Consider the following 17,721-nt stretch of genomic DNA (forward strand, 5'->3'; position numbering starts at 1 on the left):
AGCAATGAGCACACTTTCGCCTAAACGGGTCTTGTTGGCCCTGGCCATCGGCGCCTTCGGCATCGGCACTACCGAGTTCACACCGATGGGCCTGCTGCCGGTCATTGCCGAAGGCGTGGATGTCAGCATTCCCAGCGCGGGGATGCTGATTACCGCTTACGCCATCGGGGTCATGGTCGGCGCGCCGATCATGACGCTGCTGTTCAGCCGCTTCGGCAAACGTGCCGCGCTGATGGCGCTGATGGCCATCTTCACCCTCGGCAACCTGTTGTCGGCACTCTCGCCGGACTACTACACCCTGCTCGCCTCGCGCCTGGTCACCAGCCTCAACCACGGGGCCTTCTTCGGCCTCGGCGCGGTGGTGGCCGCCAGCGTGGTGCCCAAGGACAAGCAGGCCAGCGCCGTGGCGACCATGTTCATGGGCCTGACCATCGCCAATATCGGCGGCGTGCCGGCCGCCACCTGGATTGGCCAGCAGGTCGGCTGGCGCATGGCGTTCGCGGGTACTGCGGTGCTTGGCCTGCTGGCCATGGCCGCCCTGTGGTATGCCTTGCCCAAGGGTGAGCGCGGCAGCGTGCCCCACGTGCGCAAGGAACTGGCCGTGATCGCTCGTCCCAACGTCCTGCTGGCGATGGCCACCACCGTGCTCGGCGCCGGCGCCATGTTCACCCTGTACACCTACGTGGCGCCGGTGCTGGCCGAACTGACCGGTGCCTCGGACAGCTTCGTCACCCTTGGCCTGGTACTGATCGGGGTCGGCTTCACCCTGGGCAACAGCCTGGGAGGTCGCCTGGCCGACTGGTCGCTGGACGGCGCGGCGCGCATTTTCCTCGGCGCCCTGGCGCTGATCATGCTGCTGATGCCGCTGGTGCTCGGCAGCCACCTCGGTGCCGCCGTCGCCTTGCTGGTGTGGGGCGTGTTCACCTTCGCCGTGGTTCCGCCGCTGCAGATGCGGGTGATGACCGCAGCCGCCGAGGCACCTGGGCTGGCATCGTCGATCAACGTCGGCGCATTCAACCTGGGCAATGCCGTGGGCGCGGCCCTGGGCGGCGCGGTGATCAGCTTGGACCTGGGCTATGCGGCGGTACCGATGGCGGGTGGCATGCTGGCGGCTGCCGGCTTGTTGCTGGTGTGGCTGGGCGGGCGCGACAAAGTGGCTGACAAGGCCCTGAGCGGCATGGCCTGATCGACAACCTCCCGAGGCTGCGCCGCAGCCTCGGGCCCTTCGGTTCGGGCAAGACAGCACAAGCATTGCACTTGCCGAAATTATCAAATGTCGCGAGCGCCCATTCTCGGGCGCTCCTCCCGGTACTACGCTCCTACCTGCGAAATCAATTCGAGGAGCTCACCGATGTCCCGCCCCCCATTGCCCCCTTTCACCCGCGACAGCGCCATCGAAAAAGTCCGCTTGGCCGAAGACGGCTGGAACAGCCGCGACGCCGCCAAGGTGGCGCTTGCCTATACGCTCGATACCGTCTGGCGCAACCGAGTGGAGTTTCCCCGTGGTCGTGTGCAAGTGGAGGCTTTTCTGGTACGCAAGTGGAACCACGAGCTGGACTATCGCCTGATCAAGGAGCTTTGGGCCTTCACCGGTAACCGCATCGCCGTGCGCTATGCGTATGAGTACCACGACGACAGCGGCCAGTGGTTCCGCGCCTATGGCAACGAGAACTGGGAATTTGCCGACGATGGCCTGATGCAGCATCGTCATTCGAGCATCAACGAACACCCGATCGCTGAATCGGAACGCAAATTCCACTGGCCCCTGGGTCGACGGCCGGACGATCACCCCGGCCTCAGCGACCTCGGGCTCTGATGGCCGTCAGCCGACCGGTAGCGTGACCTTGACTTCGAGCCCGCCAACCGGGCGATTGCTCAGGGTCATGCTACCGCCCTGCTCGAGCACGATGGCGCGGGCTGCAGGCAAGCCGAGGCCAACGCCGCCAGTATCCTTGTTGCGCGAGCCTTCGATGCGAAAGTACGGCTCGAACACACGCTCCTGCAGATGCGTCGCAATGCCCGGACCACGGTCGAGCACGCGGATGACGATCTGCTCGGCATCGACCGTCAGCTGGACCGCAGGCTCGCAGGCGTACTTCGCAGCGTTGTCGAGCAGGTTGACCACCACCCGTTTGATCCCGATTGGCCGGCCAACGTACACGCAGCGCTGCGGCCCGCTGTAGGTGATATCCACGCCCGCATCCTTGAAATCGTCGACCGCCGTCAGCAGCAACCCGCCCAGGTCGAAGGCGGTGACCTGCTCCAGCCGCGCATCATCGCGGAAGAACTGCAGTGCGGCGTCGACCATCGCCTGCATCTCGTCCACGTCCTTGAACATTTTCGCCTGCAGTTCGGCATCCTCGATGAACTCGCCGCGCAAGCGCATGCGCGTCAGCGGCGCGCGCAAGTCATGTGAGATCGCCGCCAGCATCTGCGTGCGGTCATCGATGAAATGCTTGAGCTGGGCCTGGGTGGCATTGAACGCGAGGATGGCCTGACGCAGGTCGTGGGGGCCGACCACCGGAATCGGCGGTGCGTTGAAATCCTTGCCAAAGCGCCGTGCGCCTTCGGTAAAGCGCTCAAGCGGATCGGCCAGATAACGCGCGGCGAACCAGGCCACGGCAAGGCTGGAGACCATCATCAGCGCCAGGATGATCAGGTTGCGCGGCAGCTCATCCAAACCCCAGCTGCGATCGTTGACATGAAACTGCACCCACGACTGGTCCGAGAGCTGGACCAGCAGGGCATAACCGCGCTGCGATGCCGGCAGGTTCTTGGGCCCGAACACCTCGATCTGCACATTCGGGCGCTGCAACAGGTCGCTCAGTATCATCGCGCCTTTGTGGACGTCGCGCTCGCCCTGCAGCGGCAAGTCGGACTCGTCACGCCGCCGCAGCCATTGCACGCTGTAAGATCCATCGCCAGCGGCACTGGCGATGGTCGCGCGCTGCGCCATGGCGGCGGCATCGATCATGCGGGTGACGGTGGCGATCTTTTCGATGACACCGCTTTCCAGCAACGGCGGTTGTGTCCAGACGCCCAGCACCAGGCTGAACAGCCACTTGAGCAGCAGCAGGCTCAGCATGGCCGCCAGGGTGGTCAGCGCGATCCAGCGGGCAATGGTGATACGTGGCCGGGGCATGGCCTTGCGTGCCCAGGCAAGCCAGCTCATCGCTTGTTCACATGAGCGGTGAACAGATAACCGACATTGCGCAAGGTGCGGATCAGCGGCTCGCTGTCGCCATCGGTTTCAAGCTTGCGGCGCAGCCGGCTCACTTGCACGTCGATGCTACGGTCGCAGGCGTCGTGTGCCTCGCCCCGCGCCAGGTCCAGCAACTGCTGGCGACTGAGTACGCGCCGGGGGTGCTCGGCGAACACCAGCAGCAGTTCGAACTCACCGTTGGACAAGGGAATCAGGACGTTCTCCGGCGAGCGCAGTTCACGCCGCATCACATCCAGCTGCCAGCCCGAAAACTCGAGGAATGTCCGGGGGTTGGCCGGCGCCTTGCTGGTACTTTCGCTCGCCCGGCGCAGCACCGCGCGCACCCTGGCCAGCAGCTCCCGGGCGGCGAACGGTTTGGTCAGGTAGTCGTCCGCACCCAGCTCCAGCCCGACCACCCGATCACTCAACTCACCCATGGCGGTGAGCATGATCACGCCGACCTTGTATTCGGCGCGCAGGCGTTGGCACAGCACCAGGCCACTGTCGCCCGGGAGCATCACATCGAGAATGACCAGGTCTGGCACGCGCCGCTCAAGCGCCTGCCAGAGCCCCTTGCCATCACAGGCAACATCGACTTCATAACCCTGCTGACGAAGGAACTTCTGGAGCAGGTCGAGCACTTCGACATCATCGTCGACAATTAGCAAATAACTCACGCCGGGGCACCGCGAACAAAGTCAAATAAGACGTACTGTAATGCCATCATCCGGCATCCGTCATATATTTCTACGCTGCAATAAAGTGTCAGCAACGAGATAAAGCGGACATTCCCAGGCAATCAAACATCGGCAGCATTGGCACCAGTTCTTGACTGGAATCTGCCCCATGCCCAAGTCTTCTTCAGCCTACAAAACGGTTCTCGCCCTGACCCTGCTCGCCGCCGGTGGCTGCAGCAATCGCCCGCCTGCCAGTGCCTGCGGACACATGGCCTATCAGGTCAGCGACCCGGCCGAACCGGCCAACCGAGCCGTGTTTGCCTTCAACCGAAGTGTCGATGACTACGCGCTGGCCCCCATCGCTCGCGGCTACAAGCACTTGCCCGACTTCACCCGCCAAGGCGTACACAACTTCACGACCAACTTCGGCGAGCCGAAAGTCTTCGTCAACGACGTACTGCAAGGTAATGGCGAACGGGCGATGACCAGCCTGTCGCGCTTCATGTTCAACACCACCCTGGGCGTGGCCGGCCTGTTCGATGTGTCTGGCAAGATGGGGCTGGACCGCCACACCTCGGACTTCGGCCAGACCTTCGCCGTATGGGACATGGCCGATGGCCCGATCGTCGAACTGCCAGTGCTGGGTTCGCACAACCTGCGTGATGCGACCGGCACGGTGCTGGGCCTGGCGCTCAACCCATTTGGCGACAGCAGCGACACGGTCAGTACGATGACCAGCGTGGCGTCGGCCGGCGGCCTGGTGGACGGTCGCGCGGCAGCACTGCCGGTGACCGACATGTTGCGCCTGCAGCCCGATTACTACAGCGCATTGCGTAACTACACGGCGCAGCAGCGCGCCGACCGAGTGGCCGAAGCCGAGATTGGCGCGCCGGGCAAACGCCCGTCGAGCTGCCAGGAGATGAACAGCGATGAATGATGTAGTCCAGTCCCCAGTGCTGCTGTTCCGCCGCCTGGAGAGTGACGCCAGGCAGGGGCTGCTGCACGAGCTTGAGGCGCGGGTGTCCGACGATGGTCGAGACCTGATCGTGAGCCGCTATCGCGAGCGGTATGGCAACGGCAATGCACTGCAACGTCATGAAGTACACCGCCGCGTGCCGATTGCCACGCTGCTGAAGTGGATGGCCAGGGAAGGCATGCCGCTCTAGCCATCCTCTGGCCAGGGTTCAGAGCGCCATCTTGTTGACGGCCGCGACCAGCAGCGGCCCGAGCTGCTCGTCGGTCATCGCCGGGCAGACGTGCATCTGCATCAGGTCGCTCCAATCCAGCGTCCATTGCAATACCGGGGCGAGTTCATCGCTTTCGACCACGGCAAACCCCAACAGCTGCCCCACGGCATACCAGCGGCCCAGTACCTTCAGGCTGGCAGGTGCCACCCCGCCCGTCTCGGCGAAGCGGGCCATGGCGGCATTGCGGTTTTCCGGGGCGATGGTCCAGTGGATGATGAACAACATGTGGCACCTCCCAGTTGCTCGGCACCTGTGCGTTACGCCCGCCCTGGGGCACCGTGGCCAGGGGCAAGTGAATGCGCCAAGGTTAGGCATAGCAGCGCTGGCGCCATTTGCACGGTTGGCCGTCGGCGGGCCGCGGATTGATCGGTTGTCGGTAATGGCCCTATCGCCGGCAAGCCGGCTCCCACAGGGATTGCACCTATCCGAAGAGCGCCGCAGTACCTGTGGGAGCCGGCTTGCCGGCGATGAGGCCCAAGGTAATGTCCGAAACGCGCTAGTGAATGCCCGTTCGACGTGAGACAGACAAAAGCAGCGCTGGCTATCCTCCAGCGGCAATGCCTTGCCCTCACTCGAAAAAGAGCCACGCCCATGACCACTTCCGCCGCCACTACGGCCTCGCCCTCCGTGCCCAGCGATCAACCCCAGGGGTTCCTGGTAAGCATCGTTGGCGCCGCCGCCTTCGCGCACCTGCTCAATGACCTGATCCAGGCCGTGCTGCCCTCGATCTACCCCATGCTCAAGAGCGACTTCTCGCTGAGCTTCGCCCAGATCGGCTGGATCGCCCTGATCTACCAGGTGACCGCCTCGCTGCTGCAACCCTGGGTGGGCATGTACACCGACAAGCACCCGCAACCCTACCTGCTGCCCGCCGGCATGCTGGTGACCCTGGTCGGCATTGCCCTGCTCGCCTTCGCCGACAGCTACACCCTGCTGCTGGTGGCGGCGGCGGTGGTCGGTGTCGGCTCGGCTACCTTCCACCCCGAAGCCTCGCGGGTGGCGCGCATGGCCTCAGGCGGGCGCTTCGGCACCGCGCAATCGACCTTCCAGGTCGGCGGCAATACCGGCTCGGCCATCGGCCCCTTGCTGACCGCCGCCATCATCATCCCTTACGGCCAATCGGCCATCGCCTGGTTCATGCTGGCCGCCGCGCTGGCGGTGTGCGTGCTGCTGCGGGTCACCGGCTGGACCGTGCGCCACGGCCAGACCCGGCTCAAGACCTTCTCCGGCCAGCAGGCCCCCGGGCTGTCCAAGGGCGCCATGTGGCGCGCCGTCGGGGTGATCGCGGTACTGATGTTCGCCAAGTTCGTGTACATCGCTTCCTTCACCAACTACTTCACCTTCTACCTGATCGAACATTTCGGCCTGAGCGTGCAGCAAAGCCAGCTGTACCTGTTCGTGTTCCTCGCCGCCGTGGCCCTGGGCACCTTCGCCGGCGGACCGGTGGGCGACCGCATCGGGCGCAAGGCGGTGATCTGGGTCTCGTTCCTGGGCGTTGCCCCCTTCGCCCTCGCCCTGCCCCACGCCAACCTGGCCTGGACGGCGGTGCTGGCGGTGGCCATCGGCCTGGTGATGTCCTCGGCGTTCGCCGCCTTGGTGGTGTATGCCCAGGAAGCCGTACCGGGCCGGGTCGGCATGGTGTCCGGGGTGATGTTCGGCCTGATGTTCGGCATCAGCGGCGTTGGCGCTGCCGGGCTCGGCGTGCTGGCCGACCGGCACGGCATCGAGTGGGTGTATGAGGCGATCGCGTTCCTGCCATTGCTGGGGCTTGCCACCGCACTGCTGCCGGCAACCCGCAGCAAAGCGCGGCCGGCCACCTGCTGCTAAGCTGGCCGCGCGGCAATGCGGCTGTACGGGAGCGCCATGGTCAAGCCCTTGAAAGACATGCTGGTGGAGGTGGATGAATGGTCCTGGGAAGTGGGCAGCCGTGCCACCGACTACCCGCCGGACTGGTACATCGCCCCGCATTCCCATGCCAAGCACCAGCTGATCTACGCCATCAAGGGCCTGATGATCGTGGAGTCGCAGGCCGAACGCTGGACCGTGCCGCCGAGTCGCGGCATCTGGATGCCCTGCGGGCAGGTACACGCCATCCGCTGCATCGGTGACGTGAAGATGCGCAGTGTGTTCGTACGCCCCGACACGGCCGCGCAGTTGCCACCCCAGAGCAAGGCCATCAGCATCTCGCCGCTGCTCAGCGAATTGATCAAGGCCTCGGTGGACTTCAGCGGGCCCTTCGCCGAAGACTCGCGCGAGGCACGCATCATGCGCCTGATCCTCGACGAGATCAGCGTACTGCCGACCCTGCCGCTGATGCTGCTGCAACCCAGCGACACGCGCCTGCGGGCGATTTGCGCGGCGCTGCAGCAAAAGCCGGACGACCCCTCGACGGTGGCCGACTGGGGCCTGCATCTGGGTATCGGCGAAAAGACCATCCAACGCCTGTTCCGCAAGGAAACCGGCATGACCTTCGGCCAGTGGCGCCAGCAGGCGCGGCTGATGCAGGCGCTGGAGCGCATTGCGCTGGGCGAGCGCATCATCGACGTGGCGGGCACGCTGGGTTATGACAGCCCGAGTGCGTTTGCCAGCATGTTCAAGCGCCAGTTCGGGATCAGTCCGAGTCAGTTTTTCAAGTAGTGGCGGAGGGTGCAGACAGAAAACGCACGCTCTGGACACATCGCGCAGCCTTTTGCATCGGCCTGCGCTTTGTAACATTCAGTTTCATCTCAGCCCCGGAGAGTGGCCATCCCAAGCTCCCCTCTCGAGGCCACTTCCGTGTTGCAACGTCTGTTCTGCTCCCTGTCCCTGCTCACCCTCGCCCTCTCTGCCGCCCACGCCGCCGATACGCTCGACACCCCGCGCCTGGCCGGCATGGACAACTTCCGCGACGTGGCCGGCACCACCACTGCCTACGGCACAAGCCATGATGGCGTGATGCGTGCAGGCGTGTTCTACCGCGCCAACGCCCTGACCCCGACCGCCGCCGACCTGGCCATCCTCAACGGCCTGGGTATCAGCGATGTGTTCGACCTGCGCACCCCTAGTGAAATCGCCGCAACGCCCGACACCCTCCCTGCCGGCGCCCATTACACCAACATTGACATCATCGGCAGCACCACCTCAGGCTCGAACATCACCAACATCTCATTCTCCAGCGCCGCCGAAGCCCGGGCGATGATGCAGCAGACCAACCGTGCCTTTGTCAGCGACGCCGGCATGCGCGGGCAGTTCACACAGCTGTTCAATGAACTGGCCAGTGCCGACGGCGCCGCGCTGTTCCACTGCACCGCCGGCAAGGACCGTACCGGCTGGACGGCGGCGGTGCTGCAGAGCATTGCGGGGGTCGATGACGCCACGATCATGAGCAACTACCTGGCCACCAACGACTACACCGCCGCCCGCGTGGCAGCGACCCTGGCGCACATGCCGGCTAGCATGGCCGAAGTCTACGCGCCGCTGCTCGGCGTCGAGGCCAGCTACCTGCAGGCCGGTCTGGACGAAGTGACAGCCGAGTACGGCAGCATGGACAACTACCTGAAGCAAGGTCTGGGCCTTAGCCAGGAAACGCTCTACGTGCTGCGCGGCAAGATGGTGCGCTACGCCACCCTGCCCGGCGAGGCCGGCCTGCAGGGCAATGCCGCCGCCGGGGCGCGCTTGCTCGGGCAATTGCAGGACACGGCGCTGTCCGGCACGTTCAGCGCCTACAACTATTACCTGCAATCGGCCATCGACGCCGGCACTCTCGGTGGCGTGGAGTCGACTGTCGGCGGTCAGGTACATGCCGACGCTGCCAGCTACTTGCTGCGCCAGGCGGCCATGATCGACCGTGCGGCGGCCCCGTTTGCCGATGGCAGCGACCTCAAGGTCGGCCAGTCGCGCCTGTGGAGCACCGCCCTGGCCGGTTACCTGGGCACCGATGGCTCGGCCCACGCCGCCAGCAGCAACGAGCACAGCCAAGGCTTGATGGTCGGCATGACCCAGCGTTTCTCCGAACAGCTCAGCGCCCATGCCGGGATCGGCTACAGCCAAGGCAACGTGGGCGGTGCCGGTGGCGAAGCGGACACCGACCTGACCTTCCTGCGCCTCGGCGCCCGCTTTGCGCCAGGCAGCCTGGAGCAAGGCCTGTTCATCGACGCCAATGCCAGCGCCGGTTACCTCGACTACTCCAGCAAGCGCGAACTGGGTGGCGGCCTGGGCACGGCCAAAGGCGACAGCCATGGCACCCTGGCCGGAGGCAGCCTGGCGCTGGGCTATCGCCTCAACGCCAGTGGCGTGGTGCTGGAGCCGAGCCTGGGCATGCGAGTAAGCCGAGTGGACCTGGCAGGGTTCACCGAGAAAGGCAGCGAGTTGGCGTTGCAGGTGGACGACTTGAAAGAGACCCGGCGCAGTGCGTTCACCCACCTGAAGGCATCGCTCGCCCCGATGGCCATGGGCAGCTGGCAGCTGGTGCCGGGGATCGAAGTGGGCTACGACCACGCTCTCGGCGACCAACAGGTCGACAGCGAAGGCCACCTGCTGGGGCTGGATATCGAGCAGCGCGCGGCCTTCGACAACCGTGACCAGTTCAGCGCTGGCCTGAACCTGATGGCCAACCTGGGGGCAATGAGTGTCGGCGCCGAGGTGGCGGCCCTGGGCGGCGGAGACAGCCATGGGGTCAGTGGCAGCCTCAAGGCCAGCTACGCCTTCTGACCATTAGCGGGCCGTGCCCAGACATTCACCACATGCCTTGAAAGCAGTGATTTCCCTGTGGGAGCCGGCTTGCCGGCTCCCACAGGGATCGCGAAAGTGTGCACGTTTGGCGTGCGGCAGGTTCTCGACTAGTTCAGCCGACGCCTGACCTGCGCCGGGCTCACCCCGAACGCCTGCTGAAAGTATTGGCTAAACCGCCCGGCATTGGTGAACCCATGCTGCAAGGCCACTTGCGCCACCGAACCACCCTCCTCGCTCGCCAACACCTGGCGCGCCTGCTCCAGGCGCACCTGGCGCTGATAGCCGACGATCGAGGTACCGGTAAATCGGCGGAAACCTTCCTGCAGCGCCCGCAAGCTGACATTGGCCAAGCCCGCCAGCTCGCTGCCACTGACCAGGTTGGTGGGATGTTCACGGATGTACGCCATGGCCAGCTTCACGTGGCGCGGCGCGAGCGAGGGCGTGGGGCTGTGCAACGCCTCGCTGTAGTTGTGCGGCCAGGCTTCCAGCAGGGCGTCGACCAGCATTTCCTGCAAGCGCAGCGGCATCAGCACGCCGCTGTTGATCAGTGGATCGAACTCGGTGCCGGTGGCCAGTTCGAGCAAGGCGCGAATGCCCTGGAAGGCCGCCACCTTGAGGTCCACCACCGGGGCGAAACGAACAGGCACGGCCAATGGCCGCTCCAGCAGCGTCGAAAGCCGCTCGGCAAACAGCCCACGGCGAAGCGACATGCCGCACTGGGCGTGGCTCTCGGCAAAGCGCACGGAACGGATGTCGAGCTTGTCGACCGCCAGCCCCACCTGGGCACCGCCAATCGACTCGCCGCGGTGATCGAAAATGATCTTGCCCGCCGTGGGCAGCACGAAGGTGATTTCATCCTGGGGCGTGGGCAGGACGAGGGTGAAATCACCCTGGTAATGCATGCGCCGCACGCTCATGTCCTCGAAACGACCATAGACACCGCCGACGGCGATGCCCTCCGGCAGGCGTGGCATGTCGGCGTAGAGGGTGCCGTGCAGTTGGGTGAACAGCGCAGCGAAATCGTCGCTGCGCATGTTGCTGGAGCGAAGCATGAACTGCTTGCGGGGCGTGCCGGGGGACACCGTGTCGTACACCTTGGGCCGGAAAGGGAAGCGCACGCTATCAGCTGGGCATTACAAGTGCGTGACGCTTCGCCCATGCCGTTATCGCGACGCTTGATCGACCTCGCCACACGCCCCCGATGCAGGCAACAAACGAATATCTACCCGACGGTTTGCGGCCCTCCCTGACGTCGTCTCATTGCTGGTAAGCGGCTGGTTCGCCGCGGCACCACGGACTGCAAAGCAGCTGTCCGGGATATCCCCCATCTGCTGCAGCCAATCCCTCACTGCGCTGGCGCGCGCACGTGACAACTCTAGATTCGCGCTGACCTCGCCGCTGGCATCGGCATGCCCGGAGATCATGATCAACCAACCCGGTCTCGCTTTGATTTCGACCAGTGCGCTCATCAAAGACTTGGTGGAATCGGGCTTGAACTGCGCACTGCCTGGCGCGAAGAGGCTCAGGCTCTCCAGCTGGACCGGCTCTGGCGTGAGCACCTGACTGGCATGGTAAGCCCGCCAATACTGCCATCCGCCCACGCCCGACAGGGCAATCACCAGCCCCATCACCAATAGCCACGGCAGGTAACCGCGCTTCTTGGCTTGAGGTTCGATAACCAGCCGATAGGTGTTTTGTAATGGCGGCAGCAACGCAGCTGGCGCCATGAAGGCCGATACAGGGCTGTTCGCCCACGGCTGTACCGGCACAGCCTGGATGCGCTGCTCGGACATCCGTTGCCTGAACAGATCGACCAGGCTGCGCAGGCTCTGAAGTGGGGCCGCAGTGACTGGCGCGACCTCGAACAGCCGGGATTCCAATTGGGCCAGCTCAACCGCCAGGTAATCGAGCGCGGACAATCTGTCCGGCCCCCAGTGCATCGCGCGCAACATACGTTGCAGTTGAGCGAACAGCCCTCCAAGCAGATCACTGCGCACGGACGCCTGAATTGGCCACAGACGCGGCCACTCGTCGATCAACCTTGCCAGTAACGCCAGACCTTCACCCATTCCCGCAAGGCCCGCGCGATGACTGCGCGCCATGACAAAGGCCACAGCAGTCTGCAACTCCGCCCCATGCTGTTCAAAGATGTCGAGGCATGCCCTTTCGATTTTCACCCAATCCACATCCGGGCAAGCCGGATGATTCAATTTGGCCAACTCCTGCTGGATGGCCTTGAACTGCTCCAGGGCGCGCGGATCACCCCCCATTCGAATACGCACTTCAAACAACGGCGACATCAGTTTCCTCCGGTCCCTACGAATTCGACAGGTAACCCTGCTGCTTGAGGTGGCGCACCAGCACTTTTCCCTCGGGCGCAAGGGTCGTCCCGAATGTCATGCGCTCACCATTTTTCAGTTGTACGTCCAGGGTGTACTCAAGGTGGCCAGCCCGTGTCTGCGGCAGCATGTCTATGTCGACTGCGGCCAAGCGCGGCTCGTACTTGAGCAAGGTGCCGACCAGGGTCGTCATCATCACGTGCGCGGTGGCAGGTAACCCCTGCAAGATGGTCCCCATGTCAGGCAGCCCGTAGTCCGGCAAGTGGGACAGGGCCCCGGCGCGGCTGTTGAGAATGCGCTGAAGATTGTCCAGCACAGAGAGCGTCTGCTGGTTCTCTGCATCGACACGATAAAGCTCCAGGTCGCCAGCAAAATTCTGCAGCAACAACTCGTACAGCGAGGGCGTCGTTTCAGGCATCACCTACTCCTTCGACCGGGGTCGCAACGCCAGGCGATTGTCCCCAAGCTCAACTACCCGCGCCTGATCCGGATCCAGATCGTCGCGACTGAGCTTCAAGCGCCAGGTGTTGGATTGGCTGTCGGGTGCCCGAAGCAGGGCCACCACGGCGACGACACGGGTGTCTTCCTCCATGGGCATGCTCAACGATGCAGCCCCGTCAGGTTTGATGACCAGGGTTCGTTCGCTGAGCAGGTCATCACGCAGCATTCGATCTGCATTGCTCAGCCAGTCGTCGTAGGTGAGACGCTCCAATGCCTTGCCGTCGCGCAGCTGATAAACCCTGACCAGGGTCGGGACCGACAATCCCCTCCCGTCGGCGACATCCGTGTTGATCGCCGCACGGCCAACGACGTCCAGGTGGAGCGTTTTCACCTGCTTGTAAAAGATTGCCTTGGTGACGGCGGAACTGGTATCCGCCACCGTTTGCGTCAGCCCGCAGCCACTGAGCCCTCCTGCCGTCGCCATGACCGTTAGCACGTTAAAAACGGTACGCCACATGCTGTACCTCCCTGATACATGGGTTCAAATGCAGGCCTTGGTAGTGGCCCAGATGAAGGGTGACAAGGCTTCGCCCAGCGGCGGCCTGAGTGGCATCGGTCAACCCCAGCACCGCAGTCATGCCGAGCATCGCCCTGGCCTTGCCGAGTACCGGCGCAGGAAGGATGCGCACAGGGAGTGACAACTGGAGCTTGGCGGTGCAACGCCAACCGAGGTACACCTGCAACAACACCAGCAGATCGAGATGCAACTGACCTCCCGGCAACCAGCCAAGCGCTTCGCCTGGGTCTTCGGTGAAAAGGGCCAGGTGCAACTGGCTGTTGCCATCGACGCTGAAAGCGCCAAGCGGCGTACCTTGGCCGAGCTTCACCGGCCTGCTGGCAGCCAGCCGCGCGGGCTGCTCAAGCGGTACTTTTCTCGGCCAGTGACCGGTGATCGTTGCTCGTGTATCCGGCGCGAGCAGCTTTACCAGCGCGACAATCCCCTCGGCGTTGCGCGTCGGCAGGCGCATCACGCTGAGCAAGGCCAGGAAGCGCGACATCGGGGTAGCTATTTGCCCAGCAGTACCGGGTATGCCAAGGCCGATCAAGCCGAGCAGGCATTGTGAAGTCGCGTCGCCGCCACCTGCCTCGAACGTCGCCGGGTACGAATACTTGCGCCAGATTCGGTAGAACTGGGTGAAGATTCGGTGATTGAAGATATCCAGGAAGGCCTCTACCGCCTCGTGCCCTTCGCGGCGCTGGGCGATGTCATCCAGGTAGGCCGTAGGCAGCGGGGAATCGACGCCGTACAGACCAAGCAGACGAGTCCGCAGCGTGGCTGGCCTATCTGGATTCGCCTCATCGATCTCGATAGCGCGCAGTTCGCTGGCAGGAAACCCCATGCCAGGGTCCGGACGAAAACGGATGACGTCATGCCTTGGGTAGGCCGTGCTGCCCAGCACAGGCTGCCCAGGCATCGCCTGTTCCAGCACCTGGCAAACACGAAAGAGGTCGGCCTCGGTCAAACGCCCTTGTAATGCTTGCAGCAAACCCGTGGCCTTCAGCCGGGCATACGCTGACTGTGATGTTCGTTCCATCGCAGGTACTTTCCAGTGGGTTGAAGGATCAGCGTCAGTTGCGTGCACAGATGAATATCGGCATACAACGCGAAGAAGCGGTTGAGCATCTCGCCAAACAGGCTGATATCGCCCTCCCCTGAAAAACCATTGGCATCCAGAGTCACTTCGATATCCACGCCGCGGAGCAAGAAGCCCTTTTCAAAACGCTGGATCAGGTGGTGTTTGACATCGACGATCGCCTCCAGACGGCGTCGATTCATCTCGCTGTCCGTCCAGTCATAGAGCGCCAACGTGCCGCGTAATACCTCGGCACTGGCAAGCATCGGCAGGAAGTTGGAGCCCAGGTGGCTGAGCACCCGCCAGTGAAAGCGGTCACGGTTCGGCGGGTAGCATGGCAAGGTCGGTGCACACAGGTTGCGCACCCTCAGGCCTGCCTGGGCGGATTGGGCGACGGTATCGAGCAGTGTGCTCTGCAGGGCTTTGCGGGGAAGCTGCCCATTGGTCCCGGTCAGGCGCAATGACAGGCTTTCACGCGGGTGCAAGGCATCCTTGTCGAAGCGCTCCCCACCCAGTATCAGCCACGTATCATGCAGGCCATTGGCGCCCCGACGCAGGCGGGTATGGAAGTAGCGTTCCGGTGCCTCGTCACGCAGCATTCCCCCTTTGTGGCGAAAGCTGGTGAAGGGTACATAATCATGCCGCGTCTCGTTTTTCGAGCCGGTGACGCGGTCGACCGAGTAGATTTCCGTGTGGCCATCCTGCAAGCGCATGGGGCGCAGCAAGTAATCGCTCTGCAATGGATCGACCGTCAGCGGATCGGCTTCCAGTGGGAACAGGTTGATGACGGGCACCGCGTGCAAGCGAATATGCTCGGCGCTCGGGGTGAACGGGTGCGGCCAGGACGCATCGAGCACCACGTCCAGCTCGAACCAGGGCGTACCGGCATCCAGCTCAAGCTGCTCCAGGCCTCGCAGCGTCACGAACATGAACTTTTCACGGAACGTGAAATATTCCAGCAGTAGTTGATAGCCACTGAACGCACTATCGCCCTTGGGCCAGAGTCGGTCCTCTTCAGCAAAACCCTTGGGTGCGAAATGGCCATCCAGTGGTCGGCGATTCCCGTCCGGCACTCGCACGTACACCTGATCCACGTGCAAGGTCAGCGCCTGGTGCAAAGCACTGGTCAGCGCTGCATCGCCATGAAGATAGAGAGCCAGATCGGCAAGATCGACTTCGGCCCAGTCCGCCAGCACGCCGCATGAAAAGCGCAAGCGTAGCAGCGCACGCCCATCGAGCTCATGGTCGAGGCGAACAGCGCTTAGCGTCAGCGGCTGAAGGGTAGTGGCGCAGGTCGTGGAATAGCGACAGCGGGTTCGGGCCGGCCCAATCGGTTGCGAAAGGACCTGAAAACCCTGCTCGACCACCGCACTGCCTTTCATCTGTTCGACATCGGGCATCAGTTCGATGACCGAGAGCGATGGGATGGTACGCAGATAATGTGGCCACAAAAGGCTTACCAGCCCTTCGGTCAATTCTGGCAGGTCGTCGTCCAGCTTCTCGCGAAGTCGCCCCATCAAGAATGCAAACCCTTCGAAAAGGCGCTCTACATAGGGGTCATCGGCACCGGGCTTGTCGAGGTTCAACTGCGCCGCGCGGTCCGGGAAGGCTTGCGCGAACTCTTTGCCGGCTTCACGCAGGTAGCGCATCTCGGCATCGAAATAGCGAAGTGTGGGGTTGTCCGTATTCAAGAAACCATTCCTGTTAGAAAGCGCTAGCCGCACAGCACCGCAGCGCGCACGGGATCCATTGAAACGAGCGCAGCCAGCTGCGCCTCCATCTGTCGAGCCAGGCCTGACTTGTCGGCATCGTTGCGTTGGGCTTTCAAGCGCAGCAATTTGAGCAGCCGCGCCTTCACTTCGAAATACAGCTCTGGCTCCCATTGCGAGAGTCCATGCCGTTGGGCGCTGGTATCGAGCTCGGCCAGCAGGTGCAATGCCAACTCACCTTTCCCGTGCTGCTCGGCCACCCGTGCCATCACCAGCCGCAGCAGCCAGCGTTGTCGCCCGCTCTCCAGGTCAGGGCGCGCCGTCAGCCATGTCAGTGCGTGCTCGATTCCATCGCTGTCAGCCTGCGCCAGCGCTTCGGCTTCCAGGCTCAGCACGTCGTGCGCGTCCTGGGCGGACACTGTCGAGGCAGTGGGTAACCATTGATGCGCTTGGTTGCCGCTGACGTGCTGGTTGATCCAGTCGCGGGTCGCTTCATCCGCGAAGGGGGTGCCATCGCTCCAGCACAGCAGCTCAATACCCGGCATGCGTTCCAGAAACATGCCCAGGTCACGCTTGACGATGCCCGCCCAGCTACTGGGGTGCGCCGCCGATTGGCTCAGCGCCTGGTACAGGTACCATTGCAGGTCCAGCCAGAAATGGTTCACCCCTTCGGCGTACATCCGCTCGACCTGGTCGAGCAGCTCGCTCCACCCCTGCTGCAAATACAGACGTTTGAGCTGGGCACGGTACTCACCCCGGGGAGCGGCCAGGCGTGTAACGCCATTGGCGTCCTGGGGCGGAACCTGGTTCAGCGTGTCCCACCGCAGGCTTTTCATCAGGCGATGGGCGGCCAGCCAGCCGTCGGGTTGATCACGCAGGTAGCTTGCCAGACTCCGACCGCTGTCCAGCAGATCGCGACCTGACTTGATGGGCATTGCATCGGGCCTAGGGGCTTTATTGATAGACGCCTGTTCGCTACTGGTCTGAGGAACGATTGCATCGACGCCACCGGACTGTGCCAGGCGATTGGACAGGGCGCCGACCAAGGGTGAAAGGTTTGGCTGGTGCTCCTCAGGCCACCGGCTCAGGCCGCTCTGCAGCCATGCGAGTGCGGCCACCGTTCGCTGAGCCTCCGCTTTGACCACTTGCGGATACAGCGACAGGCTGTCCAGTACCTTGCTGCTGGCAAGCCAGTCCATGGCCAGCTTGCGACTGTTGGCACGTGCAGGCAAAAGGTCGGTGGCGTAACGCTCCACCAGCGCTGCCAGAAGATTCAGCCCGTCCGCCAACCCCGTCTCCCCTTCCTTGTGCAGGCGCGCCCACAGGTAATAGGTAGCGATACGCAAGTCCTTGCTGATTTGCTTTAGAAGCCGCTCTGCCAGCGAGACCACCTGATCGACATCCGCACCGGAAAGCTTGTTGACCTCCTCGCGCATGCGCTGGAAGTCGTCTTCGTAAGCCGGATCATCTCCCACTGGAGCGTTCGGGCGGATGGGCTGCAACCAGCCCTCCCAGCACTGCCCGTACTGGCGCGCAAGGTGCAACGGATCGCCTTCGGGCAGGCAAATGTCGATGAGCTTGTTCAACGTCATTCGAGTTCCTCTCGCAGTGCAAGCCGCGGCTCTGCGGCGTCTTCCGCGAGGAAGATCTGCCGTGGCAATTGGAAGCCCCGCAGTCCGAGCAAGGCCAACGGCCCTCCCCCCAGTTCGGTGCGCAGATGCCAGGTCAGGCCAATGCCATCCGGGGCCTTCAACACCACGCG

17 protein-coding genes are annotated in these 17,721 nt (G+C 63.6%); 7 read left to right on the plus strand and 10 right to left on the minus strand.

The features are described from left to right. Positions 1-4: 4 nt before the first annotated feature. On the plus strand, positions 5-1,186 hold the full coding sequence (locus ACIPZB_RS24500) for an MFS transporter (protein ID WP_400643101.1): 1,182 nt from the start codon (positions 5-7) through the stop codon (positions 1,184-1,186). Positions 1,187-1,351: 165 nt separating this feature from the next. After that, positions 1,352-1,816, plus strand: a complete 465-nt coding sequence (locus ACIPZB_RS24505; RefSeq protein WP_400643102.1) for a DUF1348 family protein — start codon at positions 1,352-1,354, stop codon at positions 1,814-1,816. Positions 1,817-1,822: 6 nt separating this feature from the next. On the opposite strand, the gene ACIPZB_RS24510 is transcribed toward ACIPZB_RS24505, so the two are convergent. Both ACIPZB_RS24510 and ACIPZB_RS24515 read right to left on the minus strand, forming a co-directional pair. Further along, positions 1,823-3,172 (minus strand): ATP-binding protein, encoded by a 1,350-nt coding sequence (locus ACIPZB_RS24510; protein ID WP_400643103.1) that lies wholly within the window; start codon positions 3,170-3,172, stop codon positions 1,823-1,825. Further along, positions 3,169-3,879 carry a response regulator gene (locus ACIPZB_RS24515; protein ID WP_400643104.1) on the minus strand — a complete coding sequence of 237 codons (711 nt, stop codon included), beginning with the start codon at positions 3,877-3,879 and terminating at the stop codon, positions 3,169-3,171. The genes ACIPZB_RS24510 and ACIPZB_RS24515 overlap by 4 nt, the downstream gene beginning before the upstream one ends. A 169-nt stretch (positions 3,880-4,048) precedes the next feature. Here ACIPZB_RS24515 and ACIPZB_RS24520 point away from each other — a divergent pair, with 169 nt between their 5' ends. Both ACIPZB_RS24520 and ACIPZB_RS24525 read left to right on the plus strand, forming a co-directional pair. Beyond that, a complete protein-coding gene (locus tag ACIPZB_RS24520) occupies positions 4,049-4,816 on the plus strand; it encodes a VacJ family lipoprotein (RefSeq protein WP_400643105.1) in 768 nt (255 codons plus the stop codon). Then, positions 4,809-5,045: a hypothetical protein gene (locus tag ACIPZB_RS24525; RefSeq protein ID WP_400643106.1), complete on the plus strand. Its 237-nt coding sequence runs from the start codon at positions 4,809-4,811 to the stop codon at positions 5,043-5,045. The genes ACIPZB_RS24520 and ACIPZB_RS24525 overlap by 8 nt, the downstream gene beginning before the upstream one ends. Positions 5,046-5,063: 18 nt before the next feature. On the opposite strand, the gene ACIPZB_RS24530 is transcribed toward ACIPZB_RS24525, so the two are convergent. Further along, the gene (locus tag ACIPZB_RS24530; RefSeq protein ID WP_008098825.1) at positions 5,064-5,351 is read right to left on the minus strand and encodes a DUF3303 domain-containing protein; all 288 of its coding nucleotides are present in this window, start codon (positions 5,349-5,351) and stop codon (positions 5,064-5,066) included. A 366-nt stretch (positions 5,352-5,717) separates the two neighbouring features. On the opposite strand from ACIPZB_RS24530, the gene ACIPZB_RS24535 reads away from it, so the two are divergent. The 3 genes from ACIPZB_RS24535 (at position 5,718) to ACIPZB_RS24545 (ending at position 9,815) form a co-directional block, all read left to right on the plus strand. Then, complete coding sequence (locus ACIPZB_RS24535) at positions 5,718-6,953, plus strand: MFS transporter (protein WP_400643107.1); 1,236 nt, start codon at positions 5,718-5,720, stop codon at positions 6,951-6,953. A 36-nt stretch (positions 6,954-6,989) separates the two neighbouring features. Further along, on the plus strand, positions 6,990-7,763 hold the full coding sequence (locus ACIPZB_RS24540; protein WP_400643108.1) for an AraC family transcriptional regulator: 774 nt from the start codon (positions 6,990-6,992) through the stop codon (positions 7,761-7,763). Positions 7,764-7,901: 138 nt separating this feature from the next. After that, complete coding sequence (locus ACIPZB_RS24545; RefSeq protein ID WP_400643109.1) at positions 7,902-9,815, plus strand: tyrosine-protein phosphatase; 1,914 nt, start codon at positions 7,902-7,904, stop codon at positions 9,813-9,815. Positions 9,816-9,943: 128 nt separating this feature from the next. Here the strand turns inward: ACIPZB_RS24545 and ACIPZB_RS24550 are convergent, their stop codons facing one another. The 7 genes from ACIPZB_RS24550 to tssA all read right to left on the minus strand — a co-directional run bounded on the left by ACIPZB_RS24550 (position 9,944) and on the right by tssA (position 17,551). Further along, positions 9,944-10,870 carry an AraC family transcriptional regulator gene (locus ACIPZB_RS24550; protein ID WP_400643117.1) on the minus strand — a complete coding sequence of 309 codons (927 nt, stop codon included), beginning with the start codon at positions 10,868-10,870 and terminating at the stop codon, positions 9,944-9,946. A gap of 129 nt (positions 10,871-10,999) precedes the next feature. Beyond that, the gene (locus ACIPZB_RS24555; RefSeq protein ID WP_400643110.1) at positions 11,000-12,136 is read right to left on the minus strand and encodes an OmpA family protein; all 1,137 of its coding nucleotides are present in this window, start codon (positions 12,134-12,136) and stop codon (positions 11,000-11,002) included. Between the two features lie 16 nt (positions 12,137-12,152). Next, a complete protein-coding gene (gene tssE / locus ACIPZB_RS24560; RefSeq protein WP_400643111.1) occupies positions 12,153-12,593 on the minus strand; it encodes a type VI secretion system baseplate subunit TssE in 441 nt (146 codons plus the stop codon). 3 nt (positions 12,594-12,596) lie between these two features. Continuing rightward, a complete protein-coding gene (tssJ, locus tag ACIPZB_RS24565; protein ID WP_400643112.1) occupies positions 12,597-13,133 on the minus strand; it encodes a type VI secretion system lipoprotein TssJ in 537 nt (178 codons plus the stop codon). Beyond that, positions 13,114-14,211 (minus strand): type VI secretion system baseplate subunit TssG, encoded by a 1,098-nt coding sequence (gene tssG / locus ACIPZB_RS24570; RefSeq protein WP_400643113.1) that lies wholly within the window; start codon positions 14,209-14,211, stop codon positions 13,114-13,116. Before tssG ends, tssJ begins: the two co-directional genes overlap by 20 nt. After that, complete coding sequence (gene tssF / locus ACIPZB_RS24575) at positions 14,175-15,941, minus strand: type VI secretion system baseplate subunit TssF (RefSeq protein WP_400643118.1); 1,767 nt, start codon at positions 15,939-15,941, stop codon at positions 14,175-14,177. The genes tssG and tssF overlap by 37 nt, the downstream gene beginning before the upstream one ends. A 23-nt stretch (positions 15,942-15,964) precedes the next feature. Further along, on the minus strand, positions 15,965-17,551 hold the full coding sequence (tssA, locus tag ACIPZB_RS24580; RefSeq protein ID WP_400643114.1) for a type VI secretion system protein TssA: 1,587 nt from the start codon (positions 17,549-17,551) through the stop codon (positions 15,965-15,967). Positions 17,552-17,721: the final 170 nt, after the last annotated feature.

Source organism: Pseudomonas sp. NPDC089396 (assembly GCF_044749545.1).
GTDB lineage: Bacteria > Pseudomonadota > Gammaproteobacteria > Pseudomonadales > Pseudomonadaceae > Aquipseudomonas.